General features: G+C 69.2%; 23 protein-coding genes. 11 read left to right on the forward strand and 12 right to left on the reverse strand.

What is annotated here, in order from left to right:
* Positions 1-209 precede the first annotated feature (209 nt).
* Entirely contained in the window at positions 210-344 is a 135-nt protein-coding gene (locus BX604_RS15545; RefSeq protein ID WP_096501446.1) for an entericidin A/B family lipoprotein, read from the forward strand.
* A gap of 98 nt (positions 345-442) precedes the next feature.
* On the opposite strand, the gene BX604_RS15550 is transcribed toward BX604_RS15545, so the two are convergent.
* From BX604_RS15550 to BX604_RS15560, 3 genes are all read right to left on the reverse strand, one after another.
* Complete coding sequence (locus BX604_RS15550; protein WP_098551573.1) at positions 443-1,015, reverse strand: permease; 573 nt, start codon at positions 1,013-1,015, stop codon at positions 443-445.
* 294 nt (positions 1,016-1,309) lie between these two features.
* Positions 1,310-2,269: a DMT family transporter gene (locus BX604_RS15555; RefSeq protein WP_098552897.1), complete on the reverse strand. Its 960-nt coding sequence runs from the start codon at positions 2,267-2,269 to the stop codon at positions 1,310-1,312.
* A gap of 166 nt (positions 2,270-2,435) precedes the next feature.
* Entirely contained in the window at positions 2,436-3,230 is a 795-nt protein-coding gene (locus BX604_RS15560) for an AraC family transcriptional regulator (protein WP_098551574.1), read from the reverse strand.
* Between the two features lie 169 nt (positions 3,231-3,399).
* On the opposite strand from BX604_RS15560, the gene BX604_RS15565 reads away from it, so the two are divergent.
* Both BX604_RS15565 and BX604_RS15570 read left to right on the forward strand, forming a co-directional pair.
* Positions 3,400-4,233: a molybdenum cofactor biosynthesis F family protein gene (locus tag BX604_RS15565; protein WP_098551575.1), complete on the forward strand. Its 834-nt coding sequence runs from the start codon at positions 3,400-3,402 to the stop codon at positions 4,231-4,233.
* Positions 4,230-5,039, forward strand: coding sequence for an SDR family oxidoreductase (locus tag BX604_RS15570; protein WP_098551576.1), 810 nt, complete (start codon positions 4,230-4,232; stop codon positions 5,037-5,039). The genes BX604_RS15565 and BX604_RS15570 overlap by 4 nt, the downstream gene beginning before the upstream one ends.
* 79 nt (positions 5,040-5,118) lie before the next feature.
* Here the strand turns inward: BX604_RS15570 and BX604_RS15575 are convergent, their stop codons facing one another.
* The 6 genes from BX604_RS15575 to BX604_RS15600 form a co-directional block, all read right to left on the reverse strand.
* A complete protein-coding gene (locus tag BX604_RS15575) occupies positions 5,119-5,826 on the reverse strand; it encodes a dihydrodipicolinate reductase C-terminal domain-containing protein (protein ID WP_098551577.1) in 708 nt (235 codons plus the stop codon).
* Between the two features lie 162 nt (positions 5,827-5,988).
* Entirely contained in the window at positions 5,989-6,762 is a 774-nt protein-coding gene (locus tag BX604_RS15580; protein WP_098552898.1) for a DUF4410 domain-containing protein, read from the reverse strand.
* A gap of 202 nt (positions 6,763-6,964) precedes the next feature.
* Positions 6,965-8,311 (reverse strand): ATP-binding protein, encoded by a 1,347-nt coding sequence (locus BX604_RS15585; RefSeq protein ID WP_098551578.1) that lies wholly within the window; start codon positions 8,309-8,311, stop codon positions 6,965-6,967.
* Positions 8,311-9,024, reverse strand: coding sequence for a response regulator (locus tag BX604_RS15590; RefSeq protein WP_098551579.1), 714 nt, complete (start codon positions 9,022-9,024; stop codon positions 8,311-8,313). Before BX604_RS15590 ends, BX604_RS15585 begins: the two co-directional genes overlap by 1 nt.
* Before the next feature lie 41 nt (positions 9,025-9,065).
* Complete coding sequence (locus tag BX604_RS15595) at positions 9,066-9,371, reverse strand: EF-hand domain-containing protein (RefSeq protein WP_098551580.1); 306 nt, start codon at positions 9,369-9,371, stop codon at positions 9,066-9,068.
* A gap of 113 nt (positions 9,372-9,484) precedes the next feature.
* Complete coding sequence (locus BX604_RS15600) at positions 9,485-10,594, reverse strand: hypothetical protein (RefSeq protein WP_098552899.1); 1,110 nt, start codon at positions 10,592-10,594, stop codon at positions 9,485-9,487.
* A gap of 504 nt (positions 10,595-11,098) precedes the next feature.
* On the opposite strand from BX604_RS15600, the gene BX604_RS15605 reads away from it, so the two are divergent.
* The 5 genes from BX604_RS15605 to creD all read left to right on the forward strand — a co-directional run bounded on the left by BX604_RS15605 (position 11,099) and on the right by creD (position 16,588).
* Positions 11,099-12,007, forward strand: a complete 909-nt coding sequence (locus BX604_RS15605; RefSeq protein WP_098552900.1) for a sterol desaturase family protein — start codon at positions 11,099-11,101, stop codon at positions 12,005-12,007.
* Between the two features lie 105 nt (positions 12,008-12,112).
* Positions 12,113-12,826, forward strand: coding sequence for an SDR family NAD(P)-dependent oxidoreductase (locus BX604_RS15610; RefSeq protein WP_098551581.1), 714 nt, complete (start codon positions 12,113-12,115; stop codon positions 12,824-12,826).
* 88 nt (positions 12,827-12,914) lie between these two features.
* Positions 12,915-13,631 (forward strand): two-component system response regulator CreB, encoded by a 717-nt coding sequence (creB, locus tag BX604_RS15615; RefSeq protein ID WP_098551582.1) that lies wholly within the window; start codon positions 12,915-12,917, stop codon positions 13,629-13,631.
* Positions 13,632-13,647: 16 nt separating this feature from the next.
* Positions 13,648-15,099, forward strand: coding sequence for a two-component system sensor histidine kinase CreC (gene creC, locus BX604_RS15620; RefSeq protein ID WP_098551583.1), 1,452 nt, complete (start codon positions 13,648-13,650; stop codon positions 15,097-15,099).
* 112 nt (positions 15,100-15,211) lie between these two features.
* Positions 15,212-16,588: a cell envelope integrity protein CreD gene (gene creD, locus BX604_RS15625; protein WP_098551584.1), complete on the forward strand. Its 1,377-nt coding sequence runs from the start codon at positions 15,212-15,214 to the stop codon at positions 16,586-16,588.
* A gap of 73 nt (positions 16,589-16,661) precedes the next feature.
* On the opposite strand, the gene BX604_RS15630 is transcribed toward creD, so the two are convergent.
* Positions 16,662-17,084: a RidA family protein gene (locus tag BX604_RS15630; RefSeq protein ID WP_098551585.1), complete on the reverse strand. Its 423-nt coding sequence runs from the start codon at positions 17,082-17,084 to the stop codon at positions 16,662-16,664.
* Positions 17,085-17,320: 236 nt separating this feature from the next.
* Between BX604_RS15630 and BX604_RS15635 the strand changes: the two genes are divergently transcribed.
* The gene (locus BX604_RS15635) at positions 17,321-17,527 is read left to right on the forward strand and encodes an oxidoreductase-like domain-containing protein (RefSeq protein WP_098551586.1); all 207 of its coding nucleotides are present in this window, start codon (positions 17,321-17,323) and stop codon (positions 17,525-17,527) included.
* 86 nt (positions 17,528-17,613) lie between these two features.
* On the opposite strand, the gene BX604_RS15640 is transcribed toward BX604_RS15635, so the two are convergent.
* Positions 17,614-19,074: an MFS transporter gene (locus tag BX604_RS15640; RefSeq protein ID WP_098551587.1), complete on the reverse strand. Its 1,461-nt coding sequence runs from the start codon at positions 19,072-19,074 to the stop codon at positions 17,614-17,616.
* A gap of 157 nt (positions 19,075-19,231) precedes the next feature.
* Between BX604_RS15640 and BX604_RS15645 the strand changes: the two genes are divergently transcribed.
* On the forward strand, positions 19,232-20,104 hold the full coding sequence (locus BX604_RS15645) for a LysR family transcriptional regulator (protein ID WP_096501540.1): 873 nt from the start codon (positions 19,232-19,234) through the stop codon (positions 20,102-20,104).
* A 57-nt stretch (positions 20,105-20,161) separates the two neighbouring features.
* Complete coding sequence (locus BX604_RS15650; RefSeq protein WP_098551588.1) at positions 20,162-20,482, forward strand: DUF7660 family protein; 321 nt, start codon at positions 20,162-20,164, stop codon at positions 20,480-20,482.
* Positions 20,483-20,533: 51 nt separating this feature from the next.
* Here BX604_RS15650 and BX604_RS15655 read toward each other — a convergent pair whose 3' ends face one another.
* Positions 20,534-21,433, reverse strand: coding sequence for a LysR family transcriptional regulator (locus BX604_RS15655; RefSeq protein WP_098551589.1), 900 nt, complete (start codon positions 21,431-21,433; stop codon positions 20,534-20,536).
* Positions 21,434-21,474 lie beyond the last annotated feature (41 nt).

Raw genomic sequence — 21,474 nt, forward strand, 5'->3', positions numbered from 1 at the left:
CGCGGTGCGTATATTAGTTCGAAGGGCGGCGAAGTCAAGGAAAATCTGTGCGAACCGCCTGTCTGCCCGGTGTCACACCTGCCGGCTTGTACTGGCGCGCGGCAGCCGTCTCCGTATAATCAGGTCAGGCCCCGTGCCCTGCATGTCGCAGGGCGCGACGCCGCAGACGATTCGCCCGGTCGGGCTTGTTGATTCGAAGGAGAATGAGAATGACGCGTACGATTGCTGCAATGCTGCTGGTGGTGACCGCCGCGCTCGCCGGTTGCAATACCGTTGCAGGCATGGGTCAGGATATTTCGAAGGGTGGTCAGGCGATCAGCGATACGGCCGACAAGGCCAAGTAAGCTGCCGGGTTCCGGAATGCAGAAGGCGCCGGGCCGTCCCGCAAGTGCGGGGCGGCCCGGCGCCTTTTTTATCGTTCGCGGTGCGGCTGCCGCCCGCGTCAGGCGGCTTCCACGAACGCGTAGCGGCCTTCGACCTTGCGCGGCGTGAACCAGCCGAAGTCGGGGAACATCCGGTTGCGGACGACCCAGACGTAACCCACCAGCACGACGGTCACCGCGAGGCTCGGCAGTGCGCTCGACGGATCCTGCCCGAGATCGGCAATGGTCTTCGGCAGTTGCAGCAGCGACAGAATGATGAACGCGTGATACGCGCCGACGCGATGGGTCGCGAAGCCCCAGATGAACAGCAGCGACAGCGGCACGGTCAGCACGACGAACAGCACCGCGAGACCTTTGCCGAGTACGCCCGCCGTGCCGAGGTGGTCGGCGGCGGCGGAGAACAGGTAGGCGAGCGCGAGGCTGATCACGAGTTGCGCGATGCCGAGGCCGACCAGGATCCACGTATGCACCTTGTTCTTTCTGCACAGCTCGGGGTCGGGGCGCGATGCGATCAGGCGCGCGAGCACGCGATCCTTGAGGCCGTGTCCGGCCAGCTCGGCCAGCACGTCGGCTTTCCTCGCGCCCGCGGACAGCAGCGCCGCGATTCTTGTTTTGGCTTCCTTCTTGTTCATGACGTGCGAATTATTGTTCGAGAGTGGTCAAAAGGCCCGGCCACGCGAATATTGCATCTTGTGCGATGGGGCGCAACGGTTTTGCCGCGGATGGACACATTCCTACAATCGGCGCGGATCGTGGCGGGCGAAGGTGTGCTGCCGGGCAAGCGGTCGGAGGCGACGCATGTGTCGGCGTGGGGCGACCTGGCCGGACCGGGTTGTGGCGATCGCGGTCGCGTGATGTCGCGCACTGCATTCATGGCGCGGCACGGCCCGGGCTGACGCCGGGCTGGCCGGGAAGCCGGACGCGGATCAGTCGGCGGCGGTCGGTGAGGACGCCGCGGGGCGAGCTGGCAACGCCGACCCTGTTGTCGTTTCGTGCGCCGGCGGTTCACGTCGCCGCGTGGCGCCTGCCAGCATCCCCGCGATGACGAGTGCGATGCCCAGCAGCCGCGTGCCGCCCAGCGTCTCGCCGAACAGCGCGACGGCGAACAGCACGGCCGAGACGGGTGCGATCGCCGTGAACAGCGCGGCTTCGGTGCCGGTCGTCCGCGCAGAACCCGCATACCAGCACACATAGCCGAGCACGGTCGGCACCAGCGCGTAGTACGCGATTGCCGAAACAGCGCCGAGCGTCCAGCCGGTCGCCGCCGCGTGCCATTCGAATGCGGCGGGCACCAGCGCGAGCACGAAGCCGAGCCCCGACATCACCGTCGACAGCGCGAGCGGCGGCAACGGCGCCGACAGCCGCCGGTTCAGCAGGATGAACACCGCCTCGCATGCGACGGCGGCGAGCACCAGTGCGTCGCCGGCGAGCGTTTGCAGCGACGGCATGGCTTGGCCGGGCGCGAACGTGACGAACAGGACGCCGGTGGTGGCGAGCGCGGCCGCGCCCCAGTCGCGAAGCGTCTGCCGCTCGCGCAGCACGACGGCCGCGATCAGCGTCGACATCGCCGGCAGCGTGCCGAGCATCACGCCCGCATCGACCGGCGACGACAGCTTCGTGCCGCTGATCAGTAGCACCGTATAGCCGACGCCACCCGCTGCCGCCTGGACGACGAGCAGCACGGCGTCGCGCATGCCGATGCGCGGCCAGCGCGTCCGTTGTGCACGCATCAGCGCGAACAGCAGCGGGGTCGCGATCAGGAAGCGCAGCACGGTGGCCGTGAACGGCGGCAGGCCGCCGGCCGCGAAGCGGCTCGCGATGACGGTGCTGCCGACGCCGGTCATCGCGGCGGCGAGGTAGAGATAGCCGATCAGTCGTGTTTTCATGCGCCGCATCATCGCGTGCGGCGGCGGGGGCGTCTTGAACGAAATTGCAGCGGCGTTCGTGGGCGCTCGGTGGTTCCGCAGCGTCTGTTTGCACCAACCCGCATCGCCGCGCCACGGCGACGGCCTGCGTCGCCACGATAGACGCGCGGTCGGACAACGAGGCCCGTCACCCGGCCTGCGTGAACCTGCCCGGCGTGATCCCGAACTGGCGCGCGAATGCCCGCGTCAGGTGGCTCTGATCGGCGAAACCGGCTTCGGCCGCCGCATCCGCGATCGGCGTGCCGTTCGCGAGCAGCGCACGAGCGAGCCGCGTGCGCGACTGCACCAGATACGCATGCGGCGTGATGCCGAGCTCACGTGCGAACCCGCGCAGCAACTGGAAGCGGCTCACGCCGCTCAGGCCAGCCAGTTCCGCCAGCGAAACGGGGGCGGCGGGCGCCGCATCGAGCCGTTCGCGGGCGACGCGGATCGCCGGTGCGACGCGGGCGGCCGGCAGCGCGCGGTTCGAATGCCGCGCCAGCAGCCCGGCGACCAGCATCACGAGCGCTTCGTCGCGCGCGAGCGGCAATGTTTCTCCGTCGACGATGCGGGCATGCAGCCTGCCGAACGCGGCGGCGAGCCGCGCGTCGCGCACGGCCGGATGCGCGAGTTCGACGCCGCCGACGCCTTCTTCGGCCGCGACGCCGGCAACCAGTGCGGGTGCGAGGTACAGCATCCGCCAGCGCCGGCCCGTGCCGGCGTCGATCGGCATGCCGTCGTGCATTTCGCCGGGATTGACCATGATCGCGTCGCCGGCCAGCGCGTCGACCTGCCCGCGGCCGCTCCATGACCGATGCGCGCCGCTGACGATCACGCCGACCCCGAATTCATCGTGCGCATGCCGCGGAAACGCGCGATCGGACTCGAGGCTGATCGCCTCGATGCCTTCGTCGGTCCGTCGGTAGTGGGTGACACGGTGCATGGGTGCTCCTGGCGTCGTCGGCGACGCGGATTCCGTGCACTTTAGCGCGTTCCGGCGGCGCGCGCCCTTCATCCTTTTGGCCGATACCGCGCCGCGCGCGCAGCCGCCACCATGTGCACATGAGCAGCGTACACGGCCCGCCGGGCCTGAAGTTGCGCAGGAGACGGCAGTGGAACAACAGGATCCGGTATTCATTCAGGTGGGCGCACTCGCGGACGGTTTCGCGCCGGACGCGAACATCCTCACGCCCGTGAACGCACTCGCGGGGCGGTCGCTCGCCCTTGGCGACGCATCGGGCGCGTGGCGCGTCTATACGTTCGAGGCGGGTGCGCTGCAATGGCGCGACGCGGCGACCGACACGGGCGGGCATGCGCCGTGCCGGGTCACGCGGCTGCGCGATGAACTGTACTTCGTCGACTACATCGACCCGGCGGCGCGCGCGACGTCGGTCAGCCTCGTGATCGATATCGGCAACGGCGTATGGACGTCGGTGATCGGCACGCTGCCGACCGAAGCGGACACGCACATCGACGCGTTCACGCGGGTCGCGCGCGGGTTGCCGCTGACGGGCGTCGACGCCGCGTTCCGGCACGGCACGCTCGGCGGCCATGCGCAGCCGGGCCCGCTGCACGGGCCGACGCGCGAACTGATCGGCAAGCGGACGATGTACCGCTACAGCCCGACCGAATGCTACGAGCACATCTACCTGAACGAGAACTTCTATGCGTGGCAGTGCCTGCTGGGCGTCGAAGGCGGGCTGGCCGATGTCGATCGCTGCCATTACTTCAAGATCGCGGAGCAGCTGTATCTGTTCGTCTGGCGCGAGAAAGTGGTGCCGACGCTGGGCGTCGTGCTGATCGATCTCGCGCAGCGCAAGACCGACGGCAAGATCTTCGGTTATCAGGGCGGCGATTTCGGCTCGCTGTCGAACTTCCCGATCGGCGCGCATGCGCAGGTGCTGAACGACACCGTGCATCCGCTCGGCGGCGAGGCGGCGCAATGAACGCGATGCCGGGCAGCGGCCGCCTGCGTGCGGATTTCAGCGGGCGGGTCGTGCTCGTCACGGGCGCCGCGCAGGGGATCGGCGCGGCGATCGCGCGCCGTTTCGCGGAATCCGACGCGTTCGTCGCACTCGCCGATCTCGACGGCGACGCGGCCGCCGCGCAGGCCGAGGCGCTTTCCAGCGCGGGCGCCGATGCGCGCGCCTATCGCGTCGACGCCGCGAGCCGCGACGAACTCTGCGCGCTTGTCGCGGCAGTCGAGCGCGACGGCGGGCGGCTCGACGTCGTCGTGCACAACGCCGCGTATTTCCCGCTGACCCCGTTTGCGCAGATCGACGCGCCGACGCTCGAGCGGACGCTGTCGGTCAACCTGTCGGCGCTGTTCTGGCTCGCGCAGGCCGCGTTGCCCGCGTTCGAGCGCGCGGGGGCCGGGCGGCTGCTCGTCACGTCGTCGGTGACGGGGCCGCGCGTCGTCTATCCGGGGCTCGCGCATTACGCGGCATCGAAGGCCGGCGTGAACGGCTTCATCCGTGCGGCGGCGCTCGAACTCGCGCGCCGCAACGTGACGGTCAACGGCGTGGAGCCGGGGATGATTCGCACGCCTGCCGCCGGCAATCTCGGCGACGCGTCGGTCGCCGCGCAGATCGCGCGCGACATTCCGCTCGCACGGATGGGCGAGCCGGAGGACATCGCGAACGCGATGCTGTTTCTCGCGTCGGCCGATGCCGCGTACATCACCGGGCAGACGATCGTCGTCGACGGCGGTGCGACGTTGCCGGAGAGCGGGGCGGTGCTGGGCGACGGGTAACGCGGGCGAAGAGGGCCGCGCGGTGGACGGTGGGTGCGGTCGTCGGCGCTGTCGACGGCCGTGCCGTGCGTTCGCGCGATTACAGCCAGCCGTTGCGGATGAACTCGACGATCGAATAACGGCGGCGTTCGAGATCGCGCTGGCGCACGGCATCGACGATGCGCGACACGCCGTCAGCATAAGGCGATGCGCCATGCACGCGGGATTCGAACTGCAGGCTGCATGCGCCGTCCTCGATGCGGATCCGGTGGAAGGCATGGCGGCCGAGCTGGTCGTCGGGAATCTGCAACGCATCGCGCTGCTCGGCGGGGTCGCGCACGGAGCGGATGGCCTGCGCCGGCACGCCGAGCGACTGACCGATGTCGACCGCGGTGCCGGGTACGGACGTCTTGCTGGCCTGATGCGACTCGGTCACGCTGATGTTGCAGTCGCGAAACAGATGTCCGCTGGTTTCCAGCATGCTCATGAACTTGAGCATCAGGATGTTCGTGTTCGGACAGAGCACGACGGGGAAATCGTGCGATCCGGTTTCGAGGTCGGAGCCGGTGGACAGCTCGATGAGCGTCGAACCCGTTGCGCGGCAGAACGCGATGGCGTCGGGCAGCTCGCGGCCGGAGCCGGCATGGACGACGATTGATCGGGCGTCGCTACGTCGGGCGTCACTACGTCCGGCATCGTCTCGCATGCCATCCGACCAGGGCATCACGTGACAGATTGCGGGATCGAGCTGATGCGAGCGGAGCAGTTCGGTTGCCAGCTTGCCGGTGCCAACGACGAGTACTTGCATGGGATAGACGGGTTGCGGTTCGGGTTTCGGTGCGGAAGCGGCACGGGCCGCTCAAGGGCCCGGCACGATCACGATGCACCGCGCGGCGCATCGTGATCGCGCATTATGCCCGGCCGCCCGCCTGCGCGTGCAGGCATGCGGTACCGGCGTAGCACCGGCGTATCAGCTTGCCGACGCCGTCAGCACCCATGCGTTCGCCGTGTTCTTCGCCGCGAACTGCTTGGCGATCGAGCGGGCGAGGCGGTCCGTATCCGATGCGATGGTGTCGTGCTTCACTTCCGACACGCCATGCAGGCCGGCACCGACGGCCGCCGACGTCGCGACGCGCCCGGCCACCGCGCCGACACCCGCGGTCTCGACCATGCCCGGCATATGGCCGCTGTTCGCGCTGGCGGAGAACGTGTCGAGCGGTTGCGGCGCGCCGTGGGCCGGCTGGAACAGCACGGCGACCGACGCGCCCACTTCGCTCTTGCCCGCGCCGAGCCCGATCAGCGTGCGTCGGCGGCGATTGCCGGCGTCGATCGTGTCGAACCGGCCCTGGACGACCAGCGCGTCGCGATCGTTCGGCACCGGGTTGTCTGCGCGCAGCGCCGGAATGCCCTGCGAGCGAAGTTCGCGCACGAGCGCGTCGGCGAGTTGCTGGCGCGTCTTCAGCGCGGTCTGCTGGCGTTGCGCGTCGGCGGACGAACCGCTCATCACCGTCGCGAGCTTGCTGATCATCCCGCCGTCGACCTTCACGGCGTTCGCGTTCGCATCGAACGTCGACACATAGACGACGGCTGCATGAACCTGCGGCAGCGCGCGCGCCACCGGCGCCGCGGCCGTGGTCGAGGTTGCAGTCGATGCACAGCCGGTCATGACGAGTGAACCGGCGATCAGCGCGGCACTGGTCAGACGTTTGGCTTGGGCGGCGAGTGCGTGAAGGGAAAGGGACATGTCGATCTCCGTGGCCTGGATGAAGGTGCCGATACTGTCGCGGCATTCAGGCACGCGAACGATCGGAAGCTGGGCGTGGACGCTGGCGGGGGAGCGGTTTCATGCCGTTGCGCAACACGCAGGCGAAGTATGCGGAGATCGGGCGCCACGCGCCACGCAGGAATTATGTCGACGTATGTCATGCGCCGGCGCGCATCGCGTATCAAGCGGAAAGCGCTGCGGGGGCCGGATGCGATGCGTCGAGCGGCAGCGCGACGACGGCCTCCAGGCCGCCGCCGTCGCGATCGCGGAACGTCAGCGAGCCGCCGTGCAACCGCGCGATCCGGTCGACGATCGCGAGGCCGAGACCGGTGCCGCCCGAGTGGCCGCGCGCGTTCGCGCCGCGGCTGAACGGCGCCTTGAGTCGTTCGAGTTCGTCGGCGCGGATGCCGGTGCCGCGATCGCACACCACCGCATACGCGATCCCGTGTTCGGTCCAGGTTCGCACGCCAAGGCCGGTCCGTCCGTAGACGACCGCGTTCTGCATCAGGTTCATCAGCAGCCGCATCAGGCTGATCGGACGGAATGCGAACGGCGGCACGTCGCTCTCGTCGAATTCGAATTCGTGCCCGAGCCCCGCGAAATCCGCGACGAGCTGGCCGATCAACGCATTCAGGTCGCCGGTCTGCGGGCTCTCTCGCTCGCCGCTGCCCGCGTAGTCCATGAACTGCTGCAGGATCGTGTCGATCTGGTCCAGGTAGTGCTCGGCCGATTCGGTGAGTGCATCGTGGGTGCCGCGCGGCAGCGCCATCGCGATCGCGAGCCGCAGCTTGGTGAGCGGCGTGCGGATGTCGTGCGACACGCCGGCCAGCATCAGCGAACGGGTCGTTTCCGCCTGTTGCAGCGCATCGGCCATCCGGTTGAACGCGCGGCTCACGTCGGCGATTTCGGTCGGCCCGTCGGTCGGCAGCGGCGGCGGCCGCTCGCCGGCCGTGACGCGTTGCGCGGCGCGTGCCAGCGCGTCGAGCGGACGGTTCAGGTGGAGCTGGATCAGGTAGCCGGTCAGCGCGGCGAGCAGCGCGAGCCCGACCGACAGCACGAGGGCGGTCGTGATGCCGCTCGCCTGCGCATCGGCGGCCATCGGCAACGAGATCCAGACCGGCGCGCCGGCGGCATGCAGGCGGATCCACAGCCGCTCGTCGTTGCCCGACTGCCAGCGCGCCGGCAGCTCCGCCGGCAGATGGCGCGCGAGCGCCTGCATGAACACGTCGCGCTGCCAGGTCCGGAAGAAGGCGGCCAGGTTCGGCGGCTGCGGCGGCCCGGCGGGCGGCGGCTCGGTCCGGCCGCCGAGCTGCGCGACCACCGCGCGGCCGGTGTCGGGCGGCAGGCTGGCGAGCGTGCGGTCGAGCAACTGGACGTAGTCCGAGAAAATGATCGACGCCCGCTCGATGCGCGGCCGCTGCACGTAGTGCAGCAGCACGACAAGCGAACAGGCGAGCGACAGCGCGACGAGCGCGACCAGCAGCGCGATGTTGCGCGCGAGCAGCGAGCGCGGCAGCGGGAGTCGCATCACGATTCGACGCCGGCCACCAGCATGTAGCCGATGCCCCAGACCGTCTTGATGAAGCGCGGCTTGGCCGGATCGTCCTCGACGATCTGGCGCAGCCGCAGGATCTGCACGTCGACGCTGCGATCGAGCGCGGCGTGATCGCGTCCGCGCGCGCGGGCGAGCAGGTTTTCGCGGCTCACGGCGCGGTTCGGCGACGAGCCCAGCGCGTGCAACAGCAGCATCTGCGCCGAATGAATCTCGACAGGCATGTCGTTGCGCATCAGCGTCTGCTGGCCCACGTCGAACGTGAAGGCGCCGAAGCGCAGCCGTTGCGACGTCACCGTCGGCTCGCCGGCCGCCATTTTCTGGCGGCGCAGTAGCGCCCGGACGCGGGCGACGAGTTCGTCGGGAAGAAACGGCTTGGCGAGGTAATCGTCGGCGCCGGTTTCGAGGCCGATCACCTTGTCCGCCGCATCGCCTTTCGCGGTGAGCATCAGGATCGGCAGCGTGTGGCCTTCGGCGCGCAGCCGGCGGCACACGCTCAGGCCGTCCTCGGGCTCCATCATCAGGTCGAGCACCAGCAGGTCGTACGGTTCGCGCTGCAGCAGGCGGTCGAGCCGCTTGCCGTCGGCGACCGCACGGACCTGGAAGCCGTGGCCGGTGAGGAAGCGTTGCAGCATGTTGCGCAGCTCCGCCTCGTCGTCGAGCACGACGATCCTGCAGGACTGTTCCATCGGCTGCCTCCGTGCGTGGCGCGACCGGGCGTGGTCCGCGCTCAGCGGGCCGCCATGCGCTGACGCATGAAGCCGGCGAGCTGCTCGAGCGTGACGTAGCCGTTGCGCTGCGTATCGATCTCGTCGAAGTGCTGCGCGACCATCGGCATGCCCGCGGCGGCCTGCTCGCGGGTGAGCTTGCCGTCGTGCGTCGTGTTCGCGTTCGCGAAGCGGGTCTGCAACTGCGAGAGCGCACGTTCGACGCGTGCGCCGCCGTTCGCTGCGCCGGCCGGCATCTGCTGCGCCGACGCTGCTGCTGAGACGATACACAAAACGGCGACGGCAATCATCTTCTGGATGGACTTCATGGGGTTTCTCCTTGCGTGGCCGACGCGCTGCGCCGGCTGGGTGGTTGATGAAACGGATGGAAAACGAACAGGATGTCAAACGAAACGGTTGGACCGGGCCGGCCCGGTGCAGCTCACGCCCAGTGCGCGGGCACCCAGACGCGGCCGACCCAGTGGCCGGGCACCCAGACGACCGCCCGCGGCGGGTGCGCGACATACACGGCGCGCGGCGCGACGTACACGGAACGCGGCAGCGGCGGCGCGAGGTACAGGACCTTCGGCGGCGGCGGTGCGACGTAGACGACGCGCGGTGCAGGCGTGACGACGACCGTCCTGGGTGCCGCGACACGCACGACTTTCGGCGGCGGCGTCACGACGACGGCCTTGGGCGGCACCGGCGCGATGACGACGGCGGCCGGCGCGGGCGGCGGCGCGGTGACGACCGCGGTTGCCGGCGCAGGCGGCACGACAGCGACCGTCGTGGTTGCCGGCGGCGGCGCGCTCACGACCACGGTGGCCGGCGGGGGCGGGGCCACCGGGACGACGACCGGCGCGGGCACCGGCACCGCGCCGGCCGCGACGACCACTGTGCCGCCGGCCGTCGTGCTGCCGTGGATCACGGCCGTCCCGCCGGTCGACACCGTACCGCCGTGCACGACGGTCGAGCCGCCCGATGTCGTGATGACGCCCGGCGCGACACGCGTCGCGCTGCCGGAATGCGTGACGCTCTGGCCGTCCGCGCCGGTCACGGTGCCCGAGCGCGAGCAGGTGGAGCCCGCGCAATTCGTCGATGCGCTGTGGCTCGCCGTGTTGCCGCCCGATCCGGTGATCGTGCCGCTCGACGAGTACTGGCCCGGGCCGTCGCGCGTCACGCTGCCCGACGTCGATGCGCTGCGGCCGTCCGAGCCCGTCAGCGAACCGGTGTGCGAGCAGGTGCCGTCCGCGCAGCTCGTGTCGCCGCTGTGCTGGACGGAGCGGCCGTTCGGGCCGACCGCGGTGCCGCTGTTCGAGAACTGGCCGGGCGCGGTGCGCGTGACGGTGCCCGTGTTGGTCGCGATGCCGCCGCCGGGACCGATCACGCCGCCCGCATGCGAGCAGCTGCCGCCGCCGCAGGAACCGGCGTGCGCGCCGCTGTAGGTGCCGTGCGGCGTGTAGGCGGTGCCGTGGCCGGCCCAGCCGGCGAAGGCCGGTGCGCTGGCAAGCGTGACGAGGGCGGCGGCGGTGAAGAGGAAGCGGTGTTTCATCGGGTGTCCTTGCGGTTCGTTGCGGTGCACGCAGTGGCGTGGCGACGGGACGAACTTTAGGACGACGACGCGCGCCAGTCGCGTCATAAAAGATGTCGTGGTGTTACACGTCGAGTGCGTTTTTCGGTACGACGAATCGGCGGCCGGGCGGTGTCGGTTGAGGATGTTTCAAGCCTGGCGCGGCTTCGGCGGAAGCGGTCGAGCGTGCTCGACGTGCGGCGCGATTCGGGTGGATGTGCCGTGAGCAATCCGGATTCATGTCGCCATGACATGGGGCGACATATTTGCCGCCAGCCGAACGCAACGTGTAACCGCAGCCCCCCAGGCCCCGCCGACGCAGCGCCACGGCCACGTCAGGCGCCCGAACCCATCCCCCGCGACATACTGCGACACATTTGATGCGTGGCGTTGCCGCACCGCGCCCACTACATTGCGTGTCATTCGACGCGACCGCAGCACGTGCTGCCCATGACGCGTCCGATTCAACCGAAGGAAAGACTCATCATGCTCATGACCACCGGAAAGCTCGCGTACTTCGCCACACTATTCATCGTCGCCGTGTCGCTCGTCGAAGCGGCCGTGCTCACCTGGCGCCGCAGCCGCCAGCCCGAACCGTTCGACTGGAACGAGGTCTGGCTGTCGCTTGCCGATCTCGTGGGCCGCAAGCTGCTCGCGCTGGTGCCGCTGTCGCTCGCCACGCCGATCTTCGATTTCGCGTGGGCGCACCGGCTGTTCACGATCCCGCTGCACAGCGTCACGCTCGCGCTGCTCGTGTTCGTCGGCCAGGAGTTCTGCTACTACTGGTATCACCGCGCGTCGCACCGGGTCCGCTTCTTCTGGTCGACGCATGCCGTGCATCATTCGCCGAACCAGCTGACGCTGTCGTCCGCGTTCCGGCTCGGCTGGACCGGCAAGATCGCCGGCGCGGCGATGTTCTTCACGCCGCTCGTCTGGCTCGGCGTGCGCCCGGAAGCCGTGCTCGCGATCCTGTCGCTCAACCTGATGTACCAGTTCTGGCTGCACAACACGTGGATACCGAAGCTCGGCTGGTTCGAATACGTGTTCAACACGCCGTCCGCGCATCGCGTGCACCATGCGTCGAACCTCGACTACCTCGACGCGAACTACGGCGGCGTGCTGATCGTGTTCGACCGGCTGTTCGGTACCTACGTCGCGGAACGCGCGGACGAACCGTGCCGCTACGGCCTCGTCACGCCGACCCGGTCGCGCAACCCGTTCGTCGTCGAACTCGAGCACTGGGCGAGCCTGGCCCGCGACGTCGCCACCGCCCGCGACGTCTGGACCGCACTGCGCTTCGTGATGCTGCCGCCGGGCTGGCGCCCGGACAACGGGGGCGAGACGACGGAGGAACTGCGTCGCCGCAGCCTCGTCGCCGTGCGCACGGATGCGTGAACGGCGCTACGCTGTCGCAACGCCGGCGCGCTACACCCGGGCCGCGGCCGGCATCGGTCTCGTAGCGCGCATAATCGAACCCCCTCGACACAGGAGAACGCATCGATGGAACACGAACTGAAAGGCAAGGCAGTCGCGATCACCGGCGGTTTCGGCCATCTCGGCCTGGCAACCGCCGCCTGGCTCGGCGCGCGGGGCGCACGCGTCGCGCTGATCGGCCGCGGCGCGGCGCCGGACGCGCAGGCGCTGCCCGGCTTGCCGGCCGACGCGCTGCGCATCGGCGGCATCGATCTCGTCGATCCGCAGGCGGCCGTGCAGGCGCTCGACACCGTGAATCGCGAATTCGGCCGGGTCGACGCGCTGCTGAACATCGCCGGTGCATTCGTGTGGCAGACGATCGCCGATGGCGATGCGGCCACGTGGGACCGCATGTACGAACTGAACGTGAAGACGGCGCTGAATGCGTCGAAGGCCGCGCTGCCGTACCTGGTGGCGAGCCAGGCCGGCCGCATCGTCAACATCGGCGCGGGCGCGGCGTTCAAGGCCGGCAACGGGATGGGCGCGTATGCGGCCGCGAAGGCGGGCGTCGCACGGCTCACCGAGGCGCTGGCGGCGGAACTGCTCGATCGCGGCGTGACGGTAAACGCGCTGCTGCCGAGCATCATCGACACGCCGCCGAACCGCGCGGACATGCCCGACGCGGACTTCTCGCGCTGGGTGCGGCCCGAACAGCTCGCGGCGACGATCGGCTTCCTGCTGTCGGCCGACGCGCAGGCGATCACCGGCGCATCGATTCCGGTGAGCGGCCGCGTGGCGTAACGGATGGCGGTCTCGCGGCGGGGCGGTGCGTGCCGCATCCGGCCGTGCGTACAATGTCGCACCGGATTGCGCGACAGAACCCGAGACCATGAATCAGCCACATATCCTGATCGTCGAAGATGAAATGGCGATCGCGGACACGATCGTCTACGCCCTCGGCACGGAGGGCATGCAGACCGTGCACTGCACGCTCGGACAGGCGGCGCTCGACCGCTTGAGCGACACGCGCTTCGACCTCGTGGTGCTCGACGTCGGGCTGCCGGACCTCAGCGGCTTCGAGGTGTGCCGCCGGCTGCGGACGTTCTCGGACGTGCCGGTGATCTTCCTCACCGCGCGGCACGACGAGATCGACCGGATCGTCGGCCTCGAAATCGGCGCGGACGATTACGTGGTCAAGCCGTTCTCGCCGCGCGAACTGGCCGCGCGGGTGCGCGTGATCCTGCGCCGCTTCTACCGGCCGGCGGTGCCGCATCCGCATCATGCGGCGGCACCGGCGCCGAACGCGCCCGAACCCGTTGCGCCGGGCTTCGAACTCGATACCGACGGCGCGCGCGTGGCATGGCTCGGCCACCCGCTGAACCTGACACGCTACGAATTCGGCCTGCTCGCACTGCTCGTCCGGCATCCGGGGCGCATCTACTCGCGCGAACAGTTGATGGACCTCGTGTGGCACGAGGCATTCGACTCGGCCGACCGCACGGTCGACACGCACATCAAGACGCTGCGCGCGAAACTGCGCGCGATCGACCCCGCACGCGACCCGATCCGCACGCATCGCGGCATGGGTTATTCGCTGCAACCGTGACGACCGGCACAGCACCATGCATATCGGCCTGCGCATCTTCTTCGGCTTCTTCCTGATCGTCGGTCTCGCCGCGCTGATCACGCTGCGGGTGTTCGTGCAGGAGGTGAAGCCCGGCGTACGGGAAGCGATGGAGGACACGCTGGTCGACACGGCCCAGGTGCTCGCGACACTCGCATCCGACGACATGGCGAGCGGCCACATCGCCGACGGCGCATTCGCGCGCCAGCTCGACACGCTGCACGCGCGTCCGGTCAGCGCGACTGTCTGGGGCATGCACAAGGACACGATCAGCTACCGGATCTACGTCACCGATGCGCACGGCATCGTCCGCTACGACTCGGCCGGCGTCGCGGTCGGCCAGGATTATTCGCGCTGGAACGACGTGTACCGGACCTTGCGCGGCGAGTATGGCGCGCGCAGCACGCGCGCCGATCCGAACGACGACAGCAGCACCGTGATGCACGTCGCGGCGCCGATCCGGCACGGCGACGCGATCATTGGTGTGCTGACGATCGCGAAGCCGAACCAGACGGTCGCGCCGTTCATCGCGCGCAGCCAGCGCAAGATCATGCTGTACGGCGCGTTGCTGATGGGCGGCGCGATCCTGATCGGCGTCGCGTGCACGTGGTGGCTCGTGCTCGGGCTGCGGCGCCTGCAGCGCTATGCGCGCGCGATCGCGGCCGGCGAGCGCGCGACGATGCCGCTGCAAGGCGCGAACGAACTGGCCGAGCTGGGCCGCGCGGTGGAAACCATGCACCAGCGTCTGGAGGACCGGCAATACGTCGAAACCTACATCCACACGCTCACGCACGAAATGAAGAGCCCGCTCGCGGCGATCAGCGGTGCCGCCGAACTGCTGCACGAAGAGATGCCGGTCGCGAACCGCCGGCGTTTCACCGAGAACATTCGCCGCCAGGCTGGCCGTCTGGAGCAGATGATCCGCAAGCTGCTCGCGCTCGCCGAAGTGGAGCAGAAGCAGCGGCTGTCGGTACACGAACCGGTCGCGCTGCTGCCGGTGCTCGACCAGCTCGTCGAGGACCTTGAACCGCGCGCACGTCAGCGCGGCGTGAGCGTGCGAATCGACGCCGACCGGACGGCCGGCGCGACGGTCGTCGACGGCGATCCGTTCCTGCTGCGCCAGGCGCTCGGCAACCTGCTCGACAACGCGCTGGATTTCGCGCCGCGCGGCAGCGCGATCCGGGTCGCACTCGAACGGCACGCGGCGGGGCGCGGGCAGGTCGCGGTCGTGCGCGTCGCCGACGACGGCCCCGGCGTGCCCGACTACGCGCTGGCGCGCGTGTTCGAGCGCTTCTATTCGCTGCCGCGTCCCGACGGGCAGGACCGCAGCACGGGGCTCGGCCTGTGTTTCGTCCGCGAAGTCGCGATGCTGCATCGCGGCCAGATCGCGCTCGCGAACCGCGACGAAGGCGGCGCATGCGCGACGCTCACGCTGCCGTCGCCGGGCTGAGCGCGCTTCACGTCCGCCACACACGCGCCACACCTTCGCTTCACACCGGCTTCAATCGGCCTTCACCGGGCCGGCTCATGCTGACCGTACCTTCACTCCGGTATCCGTCAGCATGAATCGAGTCCTGTTGTTCAAGTCCCTGATCACCGCGTTCCTCGCGCTGCTGATCCTGATCCCGCTACAGATGGTCGGCGGCATCGTGCAAGAACGCGCCGCGTATCGCGACAGCGCGCTGCAGAGCGTCTGGTCCAGCTATGCGGGGCCGCAGACGGTGACGGGCCCTGTGCTGGTGGTGCAGTACACGGAAGTCACGCGCGTGCGCGACGACACACCGGCCCGCGGCGCGCCGAAGACGAGCCTGCATCGCGAGAGCCGGCGCCTGTTCGTGTTTCCGAAGACGCTGAACGTCGACGGCACGCTGGCGACGAGCGTGCGCTATCGCGGCATCCACAAGGCGCTCGTGTACGACCTGCAGAGCCGGCTGTCGGGCACGCTGGTGCTGCCGGACCTGACGAAGCTGCCGCAGGCCGACGCTCACGTGAGCTTCACGATCGACAGCGCATACGTGTCGATCGGCATCGGCGATATTCGCGGGCTGACGTCGCAGCCGGTGCTGAACGTCGGCGGTCAGCCGCTCGGCCTGGAGCAGGGCACGCGGCTCGACAACCTGCGCCAGGGCGTGCACGCGAACCTCGATCTCGCGGCGCTGGCGGACGCGCATCCGGGGGCGGTCGTGCCGTTCAGCATCGCGCTGCCGCTGCGCGGTGCGGAATCCGTTTCGTTCGCGCCGGTGGCCGACCAGAACGATTTTTCGCTGAAGTCGACGTGGCCGCATCCGAGTTTCGGCGGCACGTTCCTGCCGCATAGCCGCACCGTCGACGCACACGGGTTCACCAGCAACTGGCGCGTGACGTCGTTCAACACGAAGGTGCGCGAGCAGATCGCATCCGGCAGCGGGGAGGGCGCGCTGGAGACGGCGTCGGTATCGGTGATCGAGCCGGTGAACGTCTATCTGCAGACCGAACGCGCGACGAAGTACGGCGCACTGTTCGTGATCCTGACGTTCGCGAGTTTCTTCATGTACGAACTCGTGAAGCGGTTGCGCATTCACCCGATCCAGTACCTGCTGGTCGGCCTGTCGCTCGCGCTGTTCTTCCTGTTGTTGCTGAGCCTGTCCGAGCACATCGCGTTCGGTTACGCGTATCTCGCGGCAAGCGGCGCATGCATCGGGCTGCTCGGCTTCTATCTGTCGTTCGTGCTGCACAGCGTGAAGCGCGGCGCCGGATTCGCCGGGTTGCTCGCGATACTGTACGCGGTGCTCTACGGCTTGCTGCTGTCGGAGGACAACGCGCTGATGCTCGGCTCGCTGCTGCTGTTCGCGATCCTCGCCGGGATCATGACGCTCACGCGTCGCATCGACTGGTATGCGCTGGGTGCCGCGTGGCAACCGCTCGCCGACAAGACGAAGCCCGAGGCAGCGGCGAAGTAGGCGCGACGGCCGCGGCAACGCGGTCGGCCGGTCGCATCCCGGCCGTCGCGTCGGCCGCCGCCGGGCCGTCGATTCATGCGTGCGGAGGCGGCCTGCGGAACCGCGTCAGCGGAATTTCCGCGATCGCCGCGATTTCGATCAGCAGATCGGGGTGGTACAGGCGTTCGACCTGGACGGTCGTCGTCACGGGATAGGGTTCGGCGAAGAACGTCTTGCGAACGTCGCCGGCCTGCATGAATGCGTCGATGTCGGTCGCGTAATGCACCAGCGAGATCACATCCTGCATTTGCCCGCCGAGCGCGGCGAGCACGTCCCGGATGTTGCCGAGCGTCTGCCGGATTTGCGCACGCATGTCGCCGGCACCGACGACGTGTCCGTCCCGGTCGAGTGCGACTTGCCCCTTCATATGCACGATCCGGCCGTCGCCCTGAATCACGGCCATCGAGAACGCGCCGAACGGCGCCCAGACTTCCGGTGGATTCACAGCTTCGGCCATGACGCGACTCCCGAGGGATGAGGGTTCGGCGGTCCGGACGGCGACGGCGTGCATCGCGACTTTCCCGGACGCCGGTTATGCAGGCAGCGAGCGTGGGGCGTCGACATGGCCGTCCGGGCCGCCGATAATCGGGCCATTATGGGCGAACGCGCGGCAACGCGTCGGCACATTGATCGCGAACGGATGTGACGCGGCATCCGCGTATACTGGACGGGTCTTTTCATCCGATTGTCGCCGTGTCCAAGTCTCCCGCCCCTGAATCCCCCGAATCCCCCGCAGACGATCCGCGTCCGACCCCGCCCGTACAACCCGAACTGGAAGACTGCTGCAACAGCGGCTGCTCGCCGTGCGTTTTCGACCTGTACGACGAAGCGCTGGCGCGCTACCGCGTCGAGCTGGCCGAATGGGAAGCGCGGCATCCGCAACAGAAGCATCGGCAGTGATGTGACGCCGATGCCGGCGAGCGGTCGCGCATGCACCGCTCCCGCTCCCGTTTCGCTGTCGCCCATGCGTTCCCGGCCCGGCAGCGTCACGCGTGGGCCTGCGCCCGCCGATGCATCGGCCCCAACGCGGCCGACAGCGCGATGCATACCAGCAGCAGGGCCGTCAGCGCCCACATCGCCGTCCTGAAACCCGCGACGTAATCGGCTGCGGCCGGCTGCGTGCCGAGCCGCGCGAAGAACAGCCCGCCGAGCGTCGCCGCGCCGACGGCCGCGCCGATCTGCAACATCGCGGTGACCATGCCGGATGCGACGCCCGCGCGGGCCGCGTCGACTTCCGCGAGCACGATCCGCACGACTGACGGCAGCACGAGCCCCTGTCCGATCCCGATCGCCGCGATGCCGGCATAGAAGCCGGCGCCGGGCGCATGGTCGCCGGCCAATGCGGCGGCGGTCGCGACACCGGCTGCTAGCAGCGCGAAGCCGAGCGTGAGCACGCGATAGCCGCCGAACCGGTCGACGAGGCGCGGCATCAGCAGCGGACTCGCCAGGAAGCCGATGCCGAGCGGCAGGATCGCGAGCCCGGATGCGAGCGGCGACCAGTTCAGGCAGCCCTGCAGATAGATCCCGTAGCTCAGGAAGAACGCGCTCAGCATGTAGAACAGGAACGCGAGCGTGAGCCCGAGCGCGATGACCGGATTGCGCAGCAGGCGCACGTCCAGCAGCGGATCGCGGCCGCTGGCGAGCCGGCGCGCTTCGACCGTCAGCAGCGCGCCGAGCATCGGCAGCGCGCCGACGATGCACGCGACCATCCACAGCGGCCAGCCGGCTTCGCGCCCGTGCGTGAGCGGATAGACGAGCATCAGCAGGCACAGCGACAGCAGCACCGTGCCGGGCACGTCGATGCGCTGGCCGCGCGGCGGCCGGCTTTCGGGGATGAAGCGCCAGCTGCCGATCAGCGCGAGGATGCCGATCGGCAGGTTGACGAGGAAGATCGCGCGCCAGCCGAGCCCGAACGGATGCAGGCTGATCAGCGCGCCGCCGCCGAGCTGGCCGATCACGGCAGCAAGCCCGAACACGAAACCGTAGAAGCCCATCACGCGTACCTGCTCCTGCGGGCTGAACACGCTGCGGATCGTCGCGAGCACCTGCGGCGCGAGGATCGCCGCGAACAGGCCCTGCAGCACGCGGCCGCCGACGAGCACCGCGCCGCTGCCGGCGAGCCCGCACAGGGTCGACGCGACCACGAAGCCGGCCATGCCGATCATGAACATGCGCTTGCGGCCGTACAGGTCGCCGAGGCGGCCGCCGGTGATCTGCACGACCGCGTTCGCGCACGCATAGGCCGACACGACGAGCTCCAGCTGGGCCGGGCGGGCGCCGATGCCGTCGCGGATGGCCGGCAACGCGAGATTCACGATGAAGTAGTCGAGCGGCGGCAGAATGGCGCCGACCAGCAGGACCACGAGCGCCCAGCCATGATGGCTGCGCGCCGGTGCCGCGGCGGCTGTGCCGGCCGGCGCGCAACGGGCGAGGGTGTTGTCGGTCATGTACGAAGGTCCGAAAGAATGAGGGCCGCATGCAGAACCGGACGAGCCGGCTTGGGCAGCATTGCCATTGAAGCGACATTCTGCGGATCGTCGATGATTCGGAAAAGCGGGAATAGGTGGTAGCATCCATCGGGTTATTCGATGGATGGGGGTGGCGATGCGCGGTTTCGACCTGGATCAGTTGCGCACTTTCGCGGCGGTGGCGGATGCGGGCAGCCTTACGGCGGCCGCGCCGCGGCTGCATTTGTCACAGTCGACGGTCAGCGAGCAGGTGCGCAAGCTCGAAGCGCGCGCCGGCGTGCCGTTGTTCGTGCGCAGCAAGCGCGGCGTCGAGCCGACGCCGGCCGGCGCGAGATTGCTGCAGCACGCACGGCGCATCGTCGCGTTGAACGAGGCGGCGTTCGACGAGCTGCGCGGGCAGGCGATCAAGGGCGAATTGCGCGTCGCAATCACCGATTACTACCGGACGCATGAAGTCGCGGGGCTGCTCGCGCGGCTGCGGGAGTGCTACCCGCAGCTGAGCCTGCACGTGAGCGCGATGAAGAGTGCCGAGATCGAAACCGCGCATGCGCGCGGGCAGATTGATCTCGGCGTCGTGATGAACCTGTCGAGCGGCCCGTTCCGGCCCGCGTCGGCCGATACGCGCTGGGTGTTGCGGCGCGAGCCGTTGTCGTGGGTTACGTCGCCGGCGCTGGCCGAGCAGTTGCCCGAGCCGTTGCCGCTCGTGCTGCTGCCGGACGACTGCATGATGCATCAGATCGCGGTGCGCTCGCTCGACGAGCAGCACGCGCCGTACGTGCTCGTGCACAGCGCATCGGGCGTCGCGGGGTTGCAGTCGATGCTGGCGGCAGGGCTGGGCGTGGGTTGCCTGTGCGCGTCGGCGATCGGTGAAGGGCTCGTGCGGCTCGGCCCGAAATACCGGCTGCCGGTGCTGCCCGACGCGGTGTTCTCGCTGACGCCGCCGATGCCCGGCGAACGCGAGACCGTCACGCAGGCGCGCGAGGTGCTGTCGCGGCAGTTGCTGATGTGAAATCGTGCCGCGCGCGGGGTGTCGGCATGGATTCGGGGGACCGGCAGGGGGCCACGCATGAACGACGAACTGAAGAGCCAGATGGCCGAGCGGTTGCAGCACGCGCTGGAGCGGGTGGTCGACGAGCGCTCGTTGATCCATTTCCTGCGCGTGCTCGGCCATGACTGGCACAAGGAGCGCCAGCTCGAGGCCGACGTGCCGCCGGGGCCGTATGCGGCCGCGGTGCTCGGCTGGGAGAACCGCTCGATCGGCGAATACCTGGAGGCGATGGTCGACTGGGCCGAGGCGTCCGAGGAAGGGCTGCAGTGCTACGACCTGCCAGCCAATCCGTGGCGGCGCATCGCGGACATCCTGCTCGCCGGCAAGATCTACGAGTAGCGCGCGGCGCGGCGACGTGTCGATGCGGGCGGGGCGGCAGGGGCGTGGGGCCTAGTCGGCCGTCCCCTCGGCATACGCGCGCAGCCCGTTCGCCAGCGCATCGAACACGGCCCGGCAACGCGGGCTCGTGCGCAGATCCTCGTGCATGACCACCCAGGTTTCCAGCGTCATCGCGAGCGTGTCCGGCAGCACGCGGGCGAGCCGTGCATCGCGTTTCGCGAGCCCGCTCTGGCAGAAGCCGATCCCGTAGCCGGCGCGGATCATCGCGAGTTGCGCGAGATTGCTGTCGGTGCGCAACGCGAACGCATCGCGCTTCCACATCGGCATCCCGCGGCTCGCCGAGCGGATGAACGGCGTGACCGTATCGAAGCCGATCAGCGCGTGGTGCGCGAGATCGTCGATCGTCGACGGTGCGCCGTTGCGTGCCAGATAGTCGTCCCGTGCATACAACCCCACTTCGATCTCGCCGACGCGCCGTGCGACGAGCGCGTCCTGCGCGGGCGGCGTCATCCGCACCGCCATGTCGGCTTCGCGGTTCAGCACGTCCTGGATGCGGTCGGTCGGCACCAGTTCGATCACGAGCCCCGGATGGTCGCGCCGCAACTGCGCGAGCATCGGCGGCAGCACCTCGACCGCGATCACGTCGCTGGCCGAAATGCGCACCGTGCCGCGCACGCCCGCGCCGTGGCTCGCGGCCGCGCGCTCGAACGCGGCTGCCGCGCTGCGCAACGCCTCCGCATGGCCGCGCAGCGCGAGGGCGGCCTCGGTCGGCAGCAGCCCCGACGGCGAGCGCGTGAACAGCGTCTGGCCAAACGCGCTTTCGAGCGCCGCGACGTGGCGGCCGGCCGTCGGCTGCGTGATGCCGAGCGCGCGCGCCGCGCCCGACAGCGAGCCTTCCGTCAGCACGGCGAGGAAGGTCCGGTAGCGTTCCCAGTTCAGATCGGTGGTCATGCATAAATGTATAGCCGATCCATAAGGTTCGGCAATTCCTT

The sequence above is a fragment of the Burkholderia sp. JKS000303 genome, from assembly GCF_002563755.1.
GTDB classification, from domain to species: Bacteria; Pseudomonadota; Gammaproteobacteria; order Burkholderiales; family Burkholderiaceae; genus Burkholderia; species Burkholderia anthina_B.